This window comes from Nonomuraea gerenzanensis, from assembly GCF_020215645.1.
In the GTDB taxonomy this organism is placed as follows: Bacteria; Actinomycetota; Actinomycetes; order Streptosporangiales; family Streptosporangiaceae; genus Nonomuraea; species Nonomuraea gerenzanensis.
Genome location: NZ_CP084058.1, coordinates 11712220 through 11728687, shown reverse-complemented (window position 1 = coordinate 11728687; position 16468 = coordinate 11712220). Strand labels below are relative to the sequence as shown.

The following is a 16468-nucleotide window of genomic DNA, read 5'->3' as shown; positions in this document are numbered from 1 at the left end:
GTCAAAAAACACCTATCACGGTGTTATGGGGGATCGCTCCTGGTCAGGCAGTTGTTCGTCGGCGAACTCGAACGTCATCCCGTGGCTGCTGGTCACGGTGATCACCCGCCGGCCGAGCAGCGTGCTCACCCGGCCGGCGACCTCCTGGAAGTTGCGCTGGCTGCCGGCGGTGTCGAGGGCGGCCAGGCGTACGGAGCCTTTTTCGAGCAGTTCCCTGGCCAGCCAGTCGGTCATGGCCGGAAGGAATCTGGCCATCTCGTCAGGTGTGAGCGGCGTGGGCTCTGTGCGTGCCATGCGCGCAGTTTAGGGCGGTGTGCTCGGGTATGCGGCAGTCATGAGAGCAGTCACCTGGCACGGCAAACGCGACGTACGGGTCGAGGAGGTTCCCGACCCGGTCATCAAGGAGGCCAACGATGCCATCATCAGGGTGACCAGCACCGGGATCTGCGGCTCCGACCTGCACCTGTACGAGGTGCTCGGGCCGTTCATGGCCGAGGGCGACATCCTCGGGCACGAGCCCATGGGCGTCGTGGAGGAGGTCGGAGCGGGCGTCCCGAACCTCAAGCGCGGCGACCGCGTGGTCATCCCGTTCAACATCGCGTGCGGCCACTGCCACATGTGCGGCATGGAGCTGTACGCGCAGTGCGAGACCACCCAGGTCCGCGAGCAGGGCATGGGCGCCGCCCTGTTCGGCTACACCAGGCTCTACGGCCGGGTGCCCGGCGGGCAGGCCGAGTACCTGCGGGTGCCCGAGGCCCAGTTCGGCCCGATCAGGGTCCCCGACGGGCCGCCGGACGAGCGGTTCCTGTACCTGTCGGACGTGCTGCCCACCTCCTGGCAGGCCGTCGCGTACGCGGAGATCCCCGACGGCGGCAGCGTGACCGTCTTCGGGCTCGGCCCCATCGGCCAGATGTGCGCCCGCATCGCGCGCCACCTCGGCCACCGCGTGATCGGCGTGGACGGCATCAGCACCCGCCTGGAGCTGGCCCGCCGCCACGGCATCGAGGTCATCGACGCCAGCGACGTGCACAACGTGCCCGACGAGATCAGGGAGCGCACCTCCGGGCGCGGCACCGACTCCGTCATCGACGCCGTCGGCATGGAGGCCCACGGCTCGCCCGCGGCCAAGCTCGCCCAGACGCTGACCGGGCTGCTGCCCGACGCGATCTCCGCGCCGCTCATGTCGAACGCGGGCGTGGACCGGCTGGCGGCGCTGAACCAGGCCATCGACTCCGTCCGGCGCGGCGGTGTCATCTCGATCATCGGCGTGTACGGCGGTATGACCGACCCGCTGCCGATGTTGCGCATGTTCGACAAGGGCATCTCGCTGCGCATGGGCCAGGCCCACGTCAAGCGGTGGATCCCGGCGCTCATGCCGCTGGTGACCGACGACGCCGACCCGCTCGGCGTCATGGACCTGACGACCCATCGGCTGCCGCTGGAGCAGGCGCCGCAGGCGTACGAGATGTTCCAGAAGAAGGCGGACGGCGCCGTGAAGGTGCTGCTCCAGCCCTGAATTCCGCAGCTCACAGGGTTTCGCCGGCCACCGGGAGGGCAGCGGTGCACAGCATGAGAGTCGTTGTGGTGGGAGCTACCGGGAATGTCGGCACCAGCGTGGTACGCGCACTGGCCGCGGACGACCAGGTGTCCTCGATCGTCGGGCTCGCCCGCCGGTTGCCCGGGTGGCGGATCGACCGCACCGACTGGCGGCAGGCCGACGTCGCGACCGCCGACCTGACGCGGATCTTCGACGGCGCGGACGCGGTGGTGCACCTGGCGTGGCTGTTCCAGCCCACCAGGGACCCCGCCGTGACCTGGCGGGCCAACGTGCTCGGCAGCATGCGGGTCTTCCGCGCCGCCGCCGAGGCCGGGGTGCCCGCGCTGGTGCACGCCTCCTCCGTGGGGGCGTACTCCCCGGGGCCCAAGGACCGGCCGGTGGACGAGAGCTGGCCCACGCACGGCTGGCCGGGCGCCGCGTACGGGCGGGAGAAGGCGTACGTGGAGCGGGTGCTCGACGTCTTCGAGCACGACCACCCGAACATCCGCGTGGTCCGCATGCGGCCCGGCTTCATCTTCCAGCGCGCGGCGGCCACCGAGCAGCGCAGGCTGTTCGCCGGGCCGCTGCTGCCGCGGCGACTGGTCAAGGCGGGCCGGATCCCGTTCGTGCCGGACATCCCCGGGCTGCGGCTGCAGGCGCTGCACGCCGAGGACGCGGCGCAGGCGTACCGGCTGGCCGTCACCAGACCCGTCAGCGGCGCCTTCAACATCGCCGCCGAGCCGGTGCTCGACCCCCACGACCTGGCCAGGATGCTGGACACGCGCACGGTGCGGATCCCGCGCGGCCTGGCCACCGCGGCCGTGGCGGCGGGCTGGCACCTGCGGCTCATCCCGGCGGCGCCGGGGCTGCTGGAGCTGGCGTTGCGCGTTCCGGTCATGAAGACGGACCGGGCGCGTGAAGTGCTGGGCTGGAAACCGCGGCACTCCTCCGAGGAGGCCATGCGGGAGCTGTTCGACGGGTTGCACGACGGTGCGGGGATGGAGACCGCGCCGCTGGCGCCCGACGCCGGACCGGTCGCGCGCGTTCGCGAGCTCGCGACGGGGATTGGCGGACGTCCGTAATGAGATGACCGTGTGTAAGTTCCGCGAGCCGGGGAAGAGGAATGACCACGCGAGGTCCTGAAGCGCGGCCTGCGTGTCGATCGAACGACACGGAGGAGCGCATGCGTACCTTGATCGCACAGACTTTCACCCTCCAAGACGTGAGCAAGCTGCGCCACGTCGTCGCCGAGCACGCCGAGACCTGCGGGTTGCAGGGCCCCCGGCTGGACGACTTCGTCCTGGCCGTCCACGAGAGCGTGGTCAACGCGGTCGAGCACGCGGGCGGGTGGGGGCGCTTCAAGCTCTACACGGTCGACGGCATCATCTGCTCCGAGACGAGCGACCGGGGGGCGGGCATCCCGGAGGCGTACGTCAACGGGGGCAAGCGTCCATCCGACTCCTCCTACACGGGGCGGGGCATCTACCTCATCCGGCGCCTGTGCGACGCGGCCGACTTCCGCACCGGCCCCAGCGGCACCACCGTCCTGCTCACCATGCGGTTACCGCGCCGGTCCGGCCTGAACTCCCGCGGCCACATGAGGCGGATCAGGGTCACCGCGCCCGGCGGCCGCCCGTTCGGCGGCTTCACCGCCTGACCTGCGGCTGCACCACCGGCTCCGCGCCGGCTCCGGGTCGGCTTCGGGCCGGGCCCGCGTCCGCGCCGCCGGGTAGGCTCGATCTGTGAGCGGCGAGCAGCTTTCCCCGGGGATCATCTCTCCTGTCCGGCGCATCGGACGGCGCGAGTTCGACTTCGAGCGCCAGGTCGCCGTCATGGCCATCGTCAACAGGACACCCAACTCCTTCCACGACCAGGGCCGCACCTTCGAGCTCGACAGTGCGGTGACGGCGGCCACGAAGGCCGTGGCCGAGGGGGCCGACTGGGTCGACATCGGCGGCTTCGCCTTCAGCGCCGCGCAGGCGCGGATCGGGGTGGCCGAGGAGATCGACCGGGTGGTCCCGGTCATCGCCAGGGTCAGGGCCGCCACCGACGCGGTGATCTCCGTCGACACCCACCGGCCCGAGGTGGCCGCGGCGGCCGTCGAGGCCGGCGCCGACGTCATCAACGACACCAACGGGCTGCGCGAGCCCGGCATGGCCGAGGTCGCGGCAGGCACGGGCGCCTGCGTCGTCGTCACCCACAGCCTCGGCGGGCCCGGGCGGCGGGTCTTCCGGCCCAGCTACGCCGACGTGGTCGGCGAGGTGGCCGGCTTCCTGCGCGAGCGGGTCGCGGCCGCGCTCGACGCCGGAATAGCCGCCGACCGGATCATCATCGACCCCGGGCACGACCTGAACAAGAACACCTTTCACTCCCTGGAGCTGACGCGGCGGCTGGAGGAGATCACCGCCATCGGCTATCCGACGCTGGTGGCGCTGTCCAACAAGGACTTCATCGGGGAGACGCTCGACCGCCCCCAGGGTGAGCGGAAGGAGGGCACGATCGCCGCGAACGTGGTCTCCATCCTCAAGGGGGCCCGCATCCTGCGGGTGCACGACGTGGCCGCGACGGTCGCGTCCGTGCGGATGACCGAGGCCGTGCTGGGGTGGCGCGGCCCCGTGGCGCCCAGTCACAACCTGGCGTGAGGAGGAGTGCGCAGGTGACCGAACGCAAGCCGGTCGGGATGCCGTTCGAGAGCTGGATCGACCGGCAGATCAGGGAGGCCGAGGAGCGCGGGGCGTTCGAGGATCTGCCCGGCAAGGGCAAGCCGCTGCCCGGGGAGGGGCGGCCCCTCGACGAGATGTGGTGGATCAAGCAGAAGGTCGAGAGCGAGGGGCTCTCCATGCCGCTGCCGCCCACGCTGGCGTTGCGCAAGGACGCCGAGGAGGCGCTGGCCCAGGCGCGCGGGGCGCGCTCGGAGACCGAGGCGCGGCGGATCGTCGAGGAGATCAACGAGCGGATCAGGAAGGCGATCCGCACGGGGCTGCCCGGCCCGCCGCTCAACCTGGTGCCCTTCGACGTGGAGCGGATCGTCTCGGAGTGGCGCCAGGCGCGCCGGTGAGCACGGGAAGGGGGCCCGGGCACGCTGCCCGGACCCCCTCCGGTAGCTGAGGGACCCGGGTCAGGCGGGTCCCTCCAGCCGGTCGGGGGCCCGGGTCAGGCGGGTCCCCGATCGGCCGGGTCCAATCAGTTGATGGGCGGGTAGGCGTTGGCCAGGAGCTCCCTGAACTGCGCGGAGAACCACTGGCCCGACAGCGGCGCGTCGGCCTTGGCGCCCGACATGTTGTTGCCGTTGAGGCTGTTGCCGGTGTACGTCGGGTCGCACATCCGGTCGAACTTCTTGCCCTCGTCGTTCGGGATGTCGCGGCTGGCGCCGTCGGACTCGCCCGGAGGCTTGATCCAGACGTAGGCGTCCAAGCCGGCGGCCGGGCTGGCGGTCGGGCGGGTGCCCATGCCGGCGCCGCTCTGGTTGCACCAGTTGCCGGCGTGGATGCGCCGGTCGACGCGCGACTGGTTGACGAACTCGTCCACGTTGGTCGAGGTGCTCGGCCCGCTCGGGCGGGCGCTGCCGCCCCAGCCGTTGCGCGAGGTGTCGATCAGCATGCCCAGCCCGGAGCGGAAGCCCTTGGCGATGAGCGCGTTGCGCAGGGCGATGGCGAAGCTCTGCTCGTCCACGTACCAGTTCCAGTCCACCCACTTGGACTGACGGATCGAGGTGTTGTTCGGCGGGACGGTGGTGTTGATGGTGAAGTGCGGCTCGGTCGTGGCCGAGTAGTTGGCGGTGTTGACGATGAAGCCGTCCACGCTGTCCACCCCGGCGGTGGCGCCGGCGACGGTCTCGTAGAAGAGGTTCACCGACGGCTGGAAGTTCGAGTCCCAGCCCAGCCAGGCGTGGTGGGCGGCGTCGATGTAGGTGTAGACGTTCGGGATGGCGTGCAGCTGGTTGAGCGCGTACCGGACGCCGTCGCGGTAGCCGCCGGCGCCGTTGGCCTCACGGCACTTCTCGAAGGAGTTGATGTTGGTGACGAGGTTCGGCAGCGAGTCCGGCTCGATGATCGTGACGATGCGCAGGTTGGCGTACGCGGAGTCGCGCATGATGGCCGCGATCGGGTCGATGTACTCGCTCTTGTAGCGGTTGAACCCGTCCTGCGCGATGAGCAGCTCGCCGTTGGAGGCCAGGGCCGAGCAGTCGCGGTTGGGCAGGTTGTAGATGACGATCTGGATGGTCAGCGGCGCGGAGCCGTTGGCGGCGTCCTGCCTGACGGCCTCGTCGAGGTGGGCGCGCAGGCTCATCGCGGAGGAGGAGCCGGCGATGGCGGCGATGCGGTCCAGCCATACGGCGGTGGAGGTGTTGGCGACCGCCGAGCCGCCGGGCTCGGCCGCGGCCTTGGCGCTCCAGTTCGGGTTCACGTAGCCGGTCGCGCCGGCGTACGGGTTCTCGACGTGGGTGGGGTTGGGGCCGCCGTCGTCGTCGGCCTCGGTGGCGGTGACCGTACGCGAGGTCAGGCCGGTGGAGGCGACGGTGAAGGTGCGGCTGCCGTTCGTCGTGTCGGTGTCCTGCGCGGCGGCCAGGGTGACCGTCTGCGGGGTGTTCCAGTTCGACGTGGTGAAGGTCAGCGAGGCGCCGGAGCTGACGGTGAGGTTGCTGTCACCGCTGCCCGCCGTCGTGGTGACGGTCACGCTGGAGCTGGGCTGGGCGGCCAGGCGCGCGGTGAACGTGCCGGTCGAGCCCTCGGGGACGGTGACCGAGGTCGGCGTCACCACGATCGACTGCTCGACGGTGGCGTCGTCGTCCACCTCGGTGGCGTTGACCGTGACTCCGGTGACGCCGGTGCCGCCGACGCTGAAGGCGGCGGTGCCCGCGGTGGTGTCGGCGTCCTGGGCGGCGGCCAGGGTGACGGTCTGCGGGGTGCTCCAGTTGCTCGGGGTGAAGGTGAGCGAGGCGCCGGAGCCGACGGTCAGGTCCGTGTCACCGCTGGTACGGGCGGTGGTGACGGTGACGTTCGAGGTGGGCGCGGAGGAGAGGCGGGCGGTGAAGGTGGCGGTGCCGCCCTCGTTGACCGCGACAGCGCTGGAGGAGGTGACCACCGAGGGGGTGGTCGGGCCGGTGCCGCCACAGGTGGTGTTGTTGACGGAGAACGACTCCGGGTTCGGGTTGGTGCCGGACCAGGTGCCGTTGAAGCCGATGGAGACGGACGCGCCGGTGGCCAGGTTGCCGTTGTAGGGCATGTTGGTGCCGGTCACGCGGGTGCCGGACTGGCTCCAGTTGGCGCCCCAGCCGGTCGGGGTGTACTTCTGGGTGGTCGTGGGATAGTCGAAGGCCAGCGACCACGAGGTCAGCGGGTCACCGGTGTTCTTCAACGTGATGCTCGCGGTGAATCCGCCCTGACCAGGGCTGCTCGTCCACGAGTTGGCTGTGTAGGTCACGTCGCAGGCGACGGCGGCGTTCGCGGCCGAGGTCTGGCCGACGACGAGCCCTAAGGCCGCGACACTCGCGGCGGTCATGGTCACGGCCCATTTGCGAAGGCCGCGGTGGAGTCTCACGAGCGATCATCTCCAGTGCTAGATGGCTGGGAGCGCTCCCATGGTGTGTCGCCATCGGAGCCGTGTACAGAGGCCCCCCGCCGGGAAGGTGTCCACCGCCCCGCATGCTCGTTGAATGCCCCGGAACGAGGATGAAACTTTCATCCCGGGCAGCCTGGTGAGAGGAAACACGAGGGTTACCGCGACGCCATTCCGTTGACATACGCCGGAGGGCACCCACAATCCACTTTGGGAGCGCTCCCACACCCCTACTCCCATGGAGACCTCGTGAAGTACAGACCTCCCCTTCTGTTGACCCGCTTATCGAAACGCCTCGCTGTGGCCACGACCCTTGTCCTCGTGGCGGGTGTGACCTCGGCCGTCACGGCCGCGCCCGCCCAGGCGGCCGTGGCGTGCGACGTGACGTACGCGGCCAACCAGTGGACGAGCAGCCCGGGCCAGGGCGGCTTCACCGCGAACATCACGCTGAAGAACACCGGCGACCCGATCACGTCCTGGACGCTGGCCTTCGACTACCCGACGACCGGGCAGAAGTACACCCCGAACGGGTGGGGCGCGAACTGGAGCCAGTCGGGCACCCGCGTGACCGGCACCAACATGCCGTGGAACGGCAACCTGGCCACCGGCGCCTCCACCAACATCGGCTTCAACGGCACCTGGACGGGCAGCAACCCCAACCCGACCTCGTTCAGCGTCAACGGCGTCACCTGCGGCGGCACCGGCACGGCGCCCACCGTGTCGCTGACCTCGCCGACCGCCGGCCAGACCTACACCGCTCCGGCCACCGTGGCCATCGCGGCGAACGCGGCCGACGCCGACGGCACCGTCGCCAAGGTCGACTTCTACCAGGGCTCCACGCTGCTGGGCACCGACACCTCCTCGCCGTACAGCTACAACTGGCAGAACGTGGCGGCGGGCAGCTACTCCATCACCGCCAGGGCGACCGACAACGCCGGCCTGGTCACCACCTCCTCACCGGTCGGGATCACGGTCTCGCCGGACACGGGCCCGGCGCTCGTGGTGAGCCCGACGACCGTGTCGGTGCCCGAGACGGGGACCGCCACCGTCGGCGTCAAGCTGTCGCAGGCGCCGTCGTCGAACGTGACCGTCTCCGCCGCCCGCGTCAGCGGTGACGCGGACCTGACGGTCGCCACGCCCACCAGCAGGACGTTCACGCCGTCCAACTGGAACACCGAGCAGAGCTTCACGATCGGCGCGGCCGACGACGCCGACACGACCGCCGGCTCGGCCGTCATCCGGATCAGCGCCACCGGCTACACCGCCGTGGACGTCACCGCCAACGAGGCGGACGACGACGTCGGCGGCGACAACGTCTACGTGCAGCGCTTCGTCGAGCTCTACAACGAGATCCACGACCCGGCCAACGGCTACTTCTCGCCCGAGGGCGTGCCGTACCACTCGATCGAGACCTTCATGGTCGAGGCGCCGGACCACGGGCACGAGACCACGTCCGAGGCCTACAGCTACTACCTGTGGCTGGAGGCGGCCTACGGGCGCGTGACCGGTGACTGGTCGAAGTTCAACGCCGCGTGGGCCTCGATGGAGAAGTACATCATCCCGGCCACCGCCGACCAGCCGACGAACTCGTTCTACAACGCCTCGAAGCCGGCGACGTACGCGCCCGAGCACAACACGATCAGCAACTACCCCTCGCAGCTCGACAGCGGCGTCTCGGTCGGCACCGACCCGATCGCGAGTGAGTTGCAGAGCGCGTACGGCACCCGCGACATCTACGGCATGCACTGGCTGCTGGACGTCGACAACACCTACGGCTTCGGCCGCTGCGGCGACGGCACGACCAGGCCCGCCTACATCAACACCTACCAGCGCGGCCCGGAGGAGTCGGTCTTCGAGACGATCCCGCAGCCGTCCTGCGACACCTTCGCGCACGGTGGTACCAACGGCTACCTGGACCTGTTCACCAAGGACGCCTCGTACGCCAAGCAGTGGAAGTACACCAACGCCCCCGACGCCGACGCCCGCGCCGTCCAGGCCGCCTACTGGGCGCTGACCTGGGCCAAGGAGCAGAACAAGGCCGCGGACATCTCCGCCACCGTGGCCAAGGCCGCCAAGATGGGCGACTACCTGCGCTACGCGATGTACGACAAGTACTTCAAGCAGCCCGGGTGCACCAGCCCGTCGTGCCCGGCCGGCACCGGCAAGAACGCCTCGAACTACCTGCTGAGCTGGTACTACGCCTGGGGCGGCGCGACCGACACCAGCGCCGGTTGGGCCTGGCGCATCGGCTCCAGCCACAACCACTCCGGCTACCAGAACCCGTTCGCGGCCTGGGCGCTGTCGAACGTGACCGAGCTCCGGCCGAGGAGCTCCACCGGCGCGGCCGACTGGAGCACCAGCCTGACCCGCCAGCTGCAGTTCTACACCTGGCTGCAGTCGGCCGAGGGCGCCATCGCCGGTGGCGCCACCAACAGCTGGAACGGCAACTACAGCGCGCCGCCGGCCAGCCTGCCCAAGTTCCACGGCATGGCCTACGACTGGCAGCCGGTCTACCACGACCCGCCGTCCAACCAGTGGTTCGGCTTCCAGGCGTGGACCATGGACCGCGTGGCGCAGCTCTACTACGCCACCGGCAACACCGACGCCAAGGCGCTGCTGGACAAGTGGGTGGCGTGGGCGCTGGACAACACCACGATCAACGCCGACGGCAGCTACCAGATCCCCTCCACCCTGCGGTGGACGGGCCAGCCCGCGGGCAACTTCAGCGCCGCCACGGGCATGCCGCCGGCCAACCCCGGCCTGCACGTGACCGTCGTGGACCACACGCAGGACGTGGGCGTCGCCGGCGCGTACGCCAAGGTGCTGATGTACTACGCGGCCAAGGCCAACCACGCCGAGGCGCGCGACACGGCCAAGGCGCTGCTCGACGGCATCTGGGACAACCGTGACGCCGAGGGCGTCTCGGTGCCGGAGACCAAGACCGACTACCAGCGCGTGGACGACCCCGTCTACGTGCCGCCGGGCTGGACCGGTGAGATGCCCAACGGCGACCCGATCAACTCGAACTCCACGTTCCTGTCGATCAGGTCGTTCTACGAGGACGACCCGGACTGGCCGAAGGTCCAGGCGTTCCTGAACGGCACCGGCTCCGCGCCGGTCTTCAACTACCACCGGTTCTGGGCGCAGGTGGACGTCGCCGTCGCCCTGGCCGAGTACGGGCGGCTCTTCCCGTGATCCGAAAGGCAGCTCTGATCGCTGCGGCGTCGCTGGTCCTGCCCCTCTCCGTAGGGGCGGGGCCGGCGGCCTCGGCCGCCGCGCCCGCCTTCGCCTACGGCGAGGCGTTGCAGAAGTCGCTGTGGTTCTACGAGGCCCAGCAGTCGGGGGCGCTGCCCGACTGGAACCGCGTCTCCTGGCGCGGCGACTCGGGCCTGAACGACGGCAAGGACGTGGGGGTGGACCTCACGGGCGGCTGGTACGACGCGGGCGACCACGTCAAGTTCGGCTTCCCGATGGCGTTCTCCGCCACCATGCTGGCCTGGGGCGCGGTGGAGTACCGCGACGCGTACGCGGGCTCCGGCCAGCTCACCCACCTGCTCGACAACCTCAAGTTCGTCAACGACTACTTCATCAAGGCCCATCCGTCGCCGAACGTGCTCTACGGGCAGGTCGGCAACGGCGGCACGGACCACGCCTGGTGGGGCCCTGCCGAGGCGATGGCGATGAACCGGCCCGCGTACAAGATCGACGCCTCGTGCGGCGGGTCGGACCTGGCGGGCGAGACGGCGGCGGCGATGGCGGCCTCCTCGATCGTCTTCCGCCCGACAAATCCGTCATATGCCGACACCCTGGTGACGCACGCCAAGCAGCTCTACTCCTTCGCCGACACGGTCAGGAAGAAGTACAGCGAGTGCATCACCGACGCCTCCAGCTTCTACAACTCCTGGAGCGGCTTCAACGACGAGCTGGTGTGGGGCGCGATCTGGCTCTACCGGGCCACGAACGACGCCTCCTACCTGACCAAGGCCGAGAGCGGCTACGCCAACCTGGGCACCGAGCCGCAGAGCACCACCAAGTCGTACAAGTGGACGATCGCCTGGGACGACAAGTCGTATGGAGCGTACGTGCTGCTGCACAAGCTGACCGGCAAGCAGCAGTACCTGGACGACGCCAACCGCTGGCTCGACTTCTGGACGGTCGGCGTGAACGGCCAGAAGGTGGCCTACTCGCCGGGCGGCCAGGCCGTCCTGGACCGGTGGGGCTCGCTGCGCTACGCGGCCAACACCGCGTTCGCGGCGCTCGTGCACAGCGACACGATCACCGACGCCACGCGCAAGACCCGCTACCACGACTTCGCGGTGCGGCAGATCAACTACGCGCTCGGCGACAACCCGCGCAACTCCTCCTACGTGGTCGGCTTCGGCACCAACCCGCCGAAGAACCCGCACCACCGCACGGCGCACGGCTCGTGGACCGACCAGATCACCAACCCCGAGCAGACCCGCCACACCCTCTACGGCGCACTGGTCGGCGGCCCGCCGAGCCCCGACGACGCCTACACCGACAAGCGCGACGACTACGTCATGAACGAGGTCGCCACCGACTACAACGCGGGCTTCACCAGCGCGCTGGCCAGGCTCTACAAGGAGTACGGCGGCGCGCCGGCGGCGGGCTTCCCCGTCCAGGAGACCCCCGACGGCCCGGAGATCTTCGTCGAGGCGGGCGTGAACGCCTCGGGCACGGGCTTCACCGAGATCAAGGCGCTGGTCCGCAACCAGTCGGCGTGGCCCGCCAGGGTCCTGTCCGACGGCTCGTTCCGCTACTACTTCACCCTCGACGGCTCGACGACCGCCTCGCAGATCAGCGTGTCGTCGGCCTACACGCAGTGCAAGGCGCCGACGCTGCACCAGGCGAGCGGCAGCACGTACTACGTGGCGGTCGACTGCTCGGGCCAGGCCATCGCGCCCGCCGGGCAGTCGCAGCACCGCAGGGAGGTGCAGTTCAGGATCAGCAGCTCGGGCACCTGGGACCCGGCCAACGACTGGTCCTACCAGGGCATCCCGACCACGCCCGGCACGACGCCGGTGCGTACCGACCACATCACCCTGCACAGCGGCGCCACCAAGATCTGGGGTGAGCCGCCAGGGCCGGTGGAGGAGGACACGACCGCGCCCAGCAAGCCGGGCAAGCCCGCCGTCTCGGCGATCACGGGCACCTCGGCGAGGCTGAGCTGGACGGCCTCCACCGACAACGTCGGCGTGACCGGCTACGACGTCTACCTGGGGTCCACCAAGGCAGGCACGGCCACGGCCACGTCGTTCGACCTGAGCGGTCTCACCCCTGCCACGGCCTACACCGCTCACGTGGTGGCCAGGGACGCGGCAGGCAACACCTCGGCGCAGTCCGACGGCACGGCGTTCACCACCTCGGACACGGTGGACGGGACGCCGCCCAGCAAGCCCGGCAAGCCCTCGGTGTCCGGGATCACCGCCACGGGCGCGCGGGTGAGCTGGGCGGCGTCCACGGACAACGTCGGCGTGACCGGCTACGACGTCTACCTGGGGTCCACCAGGGCAGGCACGGCCACGACGACGTCGTTCGACCTGAGCGGGCTGACGCCCGGCACCGCTTACACGGTGAGCGTGGTGGCCAGGGACGCGGCGGGCAACAGCTCGGCCGCCTCCGACGGCACCGCGTTCACCACCACCGACGCGCCGGCCGGCGGGTGCACGGCCACCTACAAGGTGGTCAACTCGTGGGGCGGCGCCTATCAGGCAGAGGTGACGGTGAAGAACGCCGGCACGTCCGCGACCAGCGCGTGGACGGTCACCTGGAGCTCGCAGAACACGATCACGCAGCTCTGGGGCGGCAAGCACACCGTCTCCGGCGGCACGGTCACGGTGAGGAACGAGACGTGGAACGGCGCGCTCGCGCCGAACGCGACCACCACCTTCGGCTTCATCGCCAACGGGGCGTCCACCGCTCCCGACCCGATCACCTGCACCCCGGCCTGACCCACGATCCCGCCCCCGCCGCAATCGCGGCGGGGGCGGTGCCAACTGAACCGCCCGATCACCAGGTGCGTATGAGGAGGTGAGGCACTAACCCATCGAATCCCTGCCCGAAACCATCCCCGCCCGGATGGGACGGACGCGGCCGAAACCTCCACTTCGGCCGCGTCCGTTTTTCTCTTGTGGGGGCTATTTCGCTGTCGAGGAGACCAGCGCGAACCGCTCGCGCGCGGCCTCGATCGCCGCGTCGTCCGAGAACTCCTCGAACGCCAGCGTGTGGTACCGCTCGGGGATGAGCTGCCTGACCCGGTCCGGATAGCCTGCCCCGGCCTTGGGCACCCGCACCTCCGGCGGGATGTCGATCTTCACGGCGATCGGCCCCGAGGCCCGTACGGAGGCCGCCCAGTCGGGGCTCTCCCCGGTGATCGCGCACAGGTGGCGGGCGTAGACCCAGCGCACCTCGACCAGCGCGGTGGCGTTCGGGGGCTCGGTGCCGAAGGGCTCCACGGCGCACACGACGCGGGACTCGAAGCCGCTGTGCCCGTGGGCGTGGTGCTCGCCTGGCGAGGCCTGCTCCAGAATCAGGGTCACCTGGGCGGCGAGCTCGTCGTTCAGCGTCGATGACGGCTGCCTGGCAACGAAGAACGTCACCCCGGCCAGCACGACGCCGGCCAGGGTGACGATCGCCGCGATGAGCCCGCGACGGCTTTTGGTCACGGGCTGGTGCAGGTCAGGGTCGGGGCGGTGGCCGGGACCGAGCCTGTCGCGTTGAACCCGAACGCGGTGGAGGCGTTCGGCGCGAGCTGCCCGTTGTAGGTGGCGTTCTTGACCGTGACGTTGGGCGCCTGGGTGGTCAGCACGCCGTTCCACGGTGAGCCGTCGAAGCCCTCACCGTTGTTGTAGGTCCACTTGACCGTCCAGCCGTTGATCGAGCTGGTGCTGGTGTTCTTCACGGTCACCTCGCCCTGGAAGTGGCCGGCCCAGCCGGTGTTGGTGGCCTTCCACGTGGCCGTGCAGGAGCCCGTGGGGACCGGGTCGGTGGGCGTGACGGTCGGGGACGGGCCGGGGGTGCTGCCGCCGGGGCCGACCCCGGTGACCTGGCCGTTGCCGCCGTCGAAGGTGACGTCGGAGCAGCTGTAGAAGTTCTCGTTGCTGTCCGAGCGGATCCAGTGCGTGAAGATGATGTGCCGGCCGCTCTTGCCGGACGGCAGCTGCGCGTTCCAGTAGTAGTAGTTGAGCCCACCGGCGCCGCCGGACTTGGGCGGGTTGGTGACGCTGCCGAACGGCTCCAGGTCCGACCACTTCAGCGGCGCGTTCGGGTTCCAGCCGTTCTTGGTGACGTAGTAGTTGAAGGAGCCGGGGTGCTCGGCCCAGTTGCTGTGCCGCATCTGGATGGTCGCCCCGGAGGTCAAGTGGGTCAGCGGCCAGTCGGAGCGGACCGCGTTGTAGGCCGAGAAGTCATAGGGCCCGCCGGTGCCGCCGCTGCAGATCTGACCGTCGGGGATGAATCCGGTGGTCCGGCCCGCGCCGTCGGAGCGCAGCACCGCGAACCAGTTGTACAGGGGGGTCGCGCCGCTCTGGTTGACCGCAGCGGCGCACGCGGGGTTGTAGGGGAGGATCTGCCCGTTGTCCCGCAGACCGTCCTGCCAGCACAGGAACGTACGGCTGCCGGGGAACATCGACACGCCGTGAGCCTGCGCCTGCGTGGGGACCATCAGGACACTGGTGATCAGGACCAACGCGGCGGTGATCGCCGCCGACTTGAAGAACTTCATGGGGATTCCCTTGCGCTGCCGACAGAGGAAACCTGCCCACGACCTGCCCGCCCGGCCAGCGCATTGAATCACGGGCGGCGCGGATCCGACAACGTCGAGTGAAACTTTCAGCCGATCTTGGTCACGGTTTCCGCTGGTGGCCTGGCCCGCTCCAGATCATTTGCGGTCGGGCGTGCTTGCCCTGTTCGTGACCCCAAAGGAGGCTGATTGCTGGGAGCGCTCCCACTACACTCCCCTGTCAGAGAGGCGGGAGCAACACGCCATGAGGCACGCGCACATCTTCCTGATCATCGGGGCGTTACTCGCCCTCGGCCTGTTCGCCGTGCCGGCCCAGGCCGCGCCGGTGATCTGCGAGAAGTACGGCTCCACCAGCATCCAGAGCAACCGCTACATCGTGCAGAACAACGTCTGGGGCGCGAGCACCGCTCAGTGCATCGACGTCAACCAGAGCGGCGGCTTCACCGTCACCCAGGCCGCGCACAACAACTCCACCAGCGGCGCCCCCGCCGGCTACCCGTCGATCTACGCCGGCTGCCACTACGCCAACTGCACCACCGGCAGCAACCTGCCCATGCAGGCCAGCGCCTCCGGCTTCGGCGCGCTGCGCAGCAGCGTGAGCATGACGTACCCGGGCTCGGGCACCTACAACGCCTCCTACGACCTGTGGTTCGACCCCACGCCCCGCACCGACGGCCAGAACACCGGCGCCGAGCTGATGATCTGGCTCAACAGGCAGGGCTCCATCCAGCCCATCGGCTCCCAGGTCGGCACCGTCAACCTGGCCGGGGCGACGTGGCAGGTCTGGTTCGGCAACATCGGCTGGAACGTGATCTCGTACGTGCGCAGCTCTCCCGCCACCTCGCTGGACTTCACCATCAACACCTTCTACTCGGACGTGGTCAGCCGCGGTTACGGCCAGCGCTCGTGGTACCTGACCAGCGTGCAGGCCGGGTTCGAGCCCTGGATCGGCGGCACCGGCCTGGCCGTCAACTCCTTCTCGTTCGGCTCGGGCGGCGACCCCACCGACCCGACCCCGCCGAGCACCCCAGGCACGCCGTCGGCCTCGAACGTCACCTCCTCCAGCGCCACCCTCACCTGGGCCGCCTCCACCGACAACGTGGGCGTGACCGGGTATGACGTCATGCGCGCGACCGGCGACACCTTCACCAGGGTCGGCGGAGGCAGCGCCACCTCCTACACCGACACCGGCCTCAACCCGTCCACCACCTACCGCTACCGGATCAGGGCCAGGGACGCCGCCGGCAACGTCTCGCCCGACTCGGCCACCGTCACGGTGACCACCCAGCCGGGCACCGGGGGCGGGAGCTGCGCCGTCACGCCCACCACCCAGACGTCCTGGAACAACGGGTACGTCATCCAGCCGGTCACCGTCACCAACCGGGGCACCTCGGCGATGAACGGCTGGACCGTCACCTTCCCGCTGCCGTCCGGCCACACGATCACCGGCATCTGGAACGCCACCCACACCGTCAGCGGCGGCACGGTGACGGTCAGGAGCCTGGCGCACAACGGGAGCCTGGCGCCCGGTGCCAGTACCTCGTTCGGCTACCAGGCCTCGCGGCCCGCCGGGAACACGCAGGTGCCCAGCGGATACACCTGCTCATGAG

General features: G+C 69.9%; 12 protein-coding genes. 8 read left to right on the top strand and 4 right to left on the bottom strand.

Going from position 1 to position 16468, the window contains the following annotated elements:
* Positions 1-15: 15 nt before the first annotated feature.
* Complete coding sequence (locus LCN96_RS54660; protein ID WP_225270263.1) at positions 16-294, bottom strand: hypothetical protein; 279 nt, start codon at positions 292-294, stop codon at positions 16-18.
* Positions 295-334: 40 nt separating this feature from the next.
* Between LCN96_RS54660 and LCN96_RS54655 the strand changes: the two genes are divergently transcribed.
* The 5 genes from LCN96_RS54655 to LCN96_RS54635 all read left to right on the top strand — a co-directional run bounded on the left by LCN96_RS54655 (position 335) and on the right by LCN96_RS54635 (position 4595).
* Positions 335-1516 (top strand): zinc-dependent alcohol dehydrogenase, encoded by a 1182-nt coding sequence (locus LCN96_RS54655; protein WP_225270262.1) that lies wholly within the window; start codon positions 335-337, stop codon positions 1514-1516.
* A 53-nt stretch (positions 1517-1569) separates the two neighbouring features.
* Complete coding sequence (locus LCN96_RS54650; RefSeq protein WP_225270261.1) at positions 1570-2619, top strand: NAD-dependent epimerase/dehydratase family protein; 1050 nt, start codon at positions 1570-1572, stop codon at positions 2617-2619.
* Between the two features lie 140 nt (positions 2620-2759).
* Positions 2760-3194 carry an ATP-binding protein gene (locus LCN96_RS54645; protein WP_263657422.1) on the top strand — a complete coding sequence of 145 codons (435 nt, stop codon included), beginning with the start codon at positions 2760-2762 and terminating at the stop codon, positions 3192-3194.
* 85 nt (positions 3195-3279) lie between these two features.
* Positions 3280-4179 (top strand): dihydropteroate synthase, encoded by a 900-nt coding sequence (gene folP / locus LCN96_RS54640; protein WP_225270259.1) that lies wholly within the window; start codon positions 3280-3282, stop codon positions 4177-4179.
* A 14-nt stretch (positions 4180-4193) separates the two neighbouring features.
* Positions 4194-4595 carry a DnaJ family domain-containing protein gene (locus LCN96_RS54635; RefSeq protein WP_225270258.1) on the top strand — a complete coding sequence of 134 codons (402 nt, stop codon included), beginning with the start codon at positions 4194-4196 and terminating at the stop codon, positions 4593-4595.
* A gap of 125 nt (positions 4596-4720) precedes the next feature.
* Here the strand turns inward: LCN96_RS54635 and LCN96_RS57290 are convergent, their stop codons facing one another.
* On the bottom strand, positions 4721-7039 hold the full coding sequence (locus LCN96_RS57290) for a glycoside hydrolase family 6 protein (RefSeq protein WP_318528342.1): 2319 nt from the start codon (positions 7037-7039) through the stop codon (positions 4721-4723).
* A gap of 378 nt (positions 7040-7417) precedes the next feature.
* On the opposite strand from LCN96_RS57290, the gene LCN96_RS54620 reads away from it, so the two are divergent.
* A complete protein-coding gene (locus LCN96_RS54620) occupies positions 7418-10291 on the top strand; it encodes a glycoside hydrolase family 48 protein (RefSeq protein WP_225270257.1) in 2874 nt (957 codons plus the stop codon).
* Positions 10234-13068, top strand: a complete 2835-nt coding sequence (locus LCN96_RS54615) for a glycoside hydrolase family 9 protein (protein WP_397352016.1) — start codon at positions 10234-10236, stop codon at positions 13066-13068. Before LCN96_RS54620 ends, LCN96_RS54615 begins: the two co-directional genes overlap by 58 nt.
* Positions 13069-13254: 186 nt before the next feature.
* Here the strand turns inward: LCN96_RS54615 and LCN96_RS54605 are convergent, their stop codons facing one another.
* Together LCN96_RS54605 and LCN96_RS54600 are read right to left on the bottom strand one after the other, a co-directional pair.
* On the bottom strand, positions 13255-13782 hold the full coding sequence (locus tag LCN96_RS54605; protein ID WP_225270256.1) for a hypothetical protein: 528 nt from the start codon (positions 13780-13782) through the stop codon (positions 13255-13257).
* Complete coding sequence (locus LCN96_RS54600; protein WP_225270255.1) at positions 13779-14840, bottom strand: lytic polysaccharide monooxygenase; 1062 nt, start codon at positions 14838-14840, stop codon at positions 13779-13781. The genes LCN96_RS54605 and LCN96_RS54600 overlap by 4 nt, the downstream gene beginning before the upstream one ends.
* A 262-nt stretch (positions 14841-15102) precedes the next feature.
* Here LCN96_RS54600 and LCN96_RS54595 point away from each other — a divergent pair, with 262 nt between their 5' ends.
* Complete coding sequence (locus LCN96_RS54595) at positions 15103-16467, top strand: GH12 family glycosyl hydrolase domain-containing protein (protein WP_225270254.1); 1365 nt, start codon at positions 15103-15105, stop codon at positions 16465-16467.
* Position 16468: the final 1 nt, after the last annotated feature.

Excerpts from the sequence above, each read along its gene's own strand:
- LCN96_RS54595 (WP_225270254.1), top strand. The coding sequence starts at position 15,103 with ATGAGGCACGCGCACATCTTCCTGATCATCGGGGCGTTACTCGCCCTC.
- LCN96_RS54650 (WP_225270261.1), top strand. The coding sequence starts at position 1,570 with ATGAGAGTCGTTGTGGTGGGAGCTACCGGGAATGTCGGCACCAGCGTG.
- LCN96_RS54660 (WP_225270263.1), bottom strand. The coding sequence starts at position 294 with ATGGCACGCACAGAGCCCACGCCGCTCACACCTGACGAGATGGCCAGA.
- LCN96_RS54655 (WP_225270262.1), top strand. The coding sequence starts at position 335 with ATGAGAGCAGTCACCTGGCACGGCAAACGCGACGTACGGGTCGAGGAG.
- LCN96_RS57290 (WP_318528342.1), bottom strand. The coding sequence starts at position 7,039 with ATGACCGCCGCGAGTGTCGCGGCCTTAGGGCTCGTCGTCGGCCAGACC.
- LCN96_RS54600 (WP_225270255.1), bottom strand. The coding sequence starts at position 14,840 with ATGAAGTTCTTCAAGTCGGCGGCGATCACCGCCGCGTTGGTCCTGATC.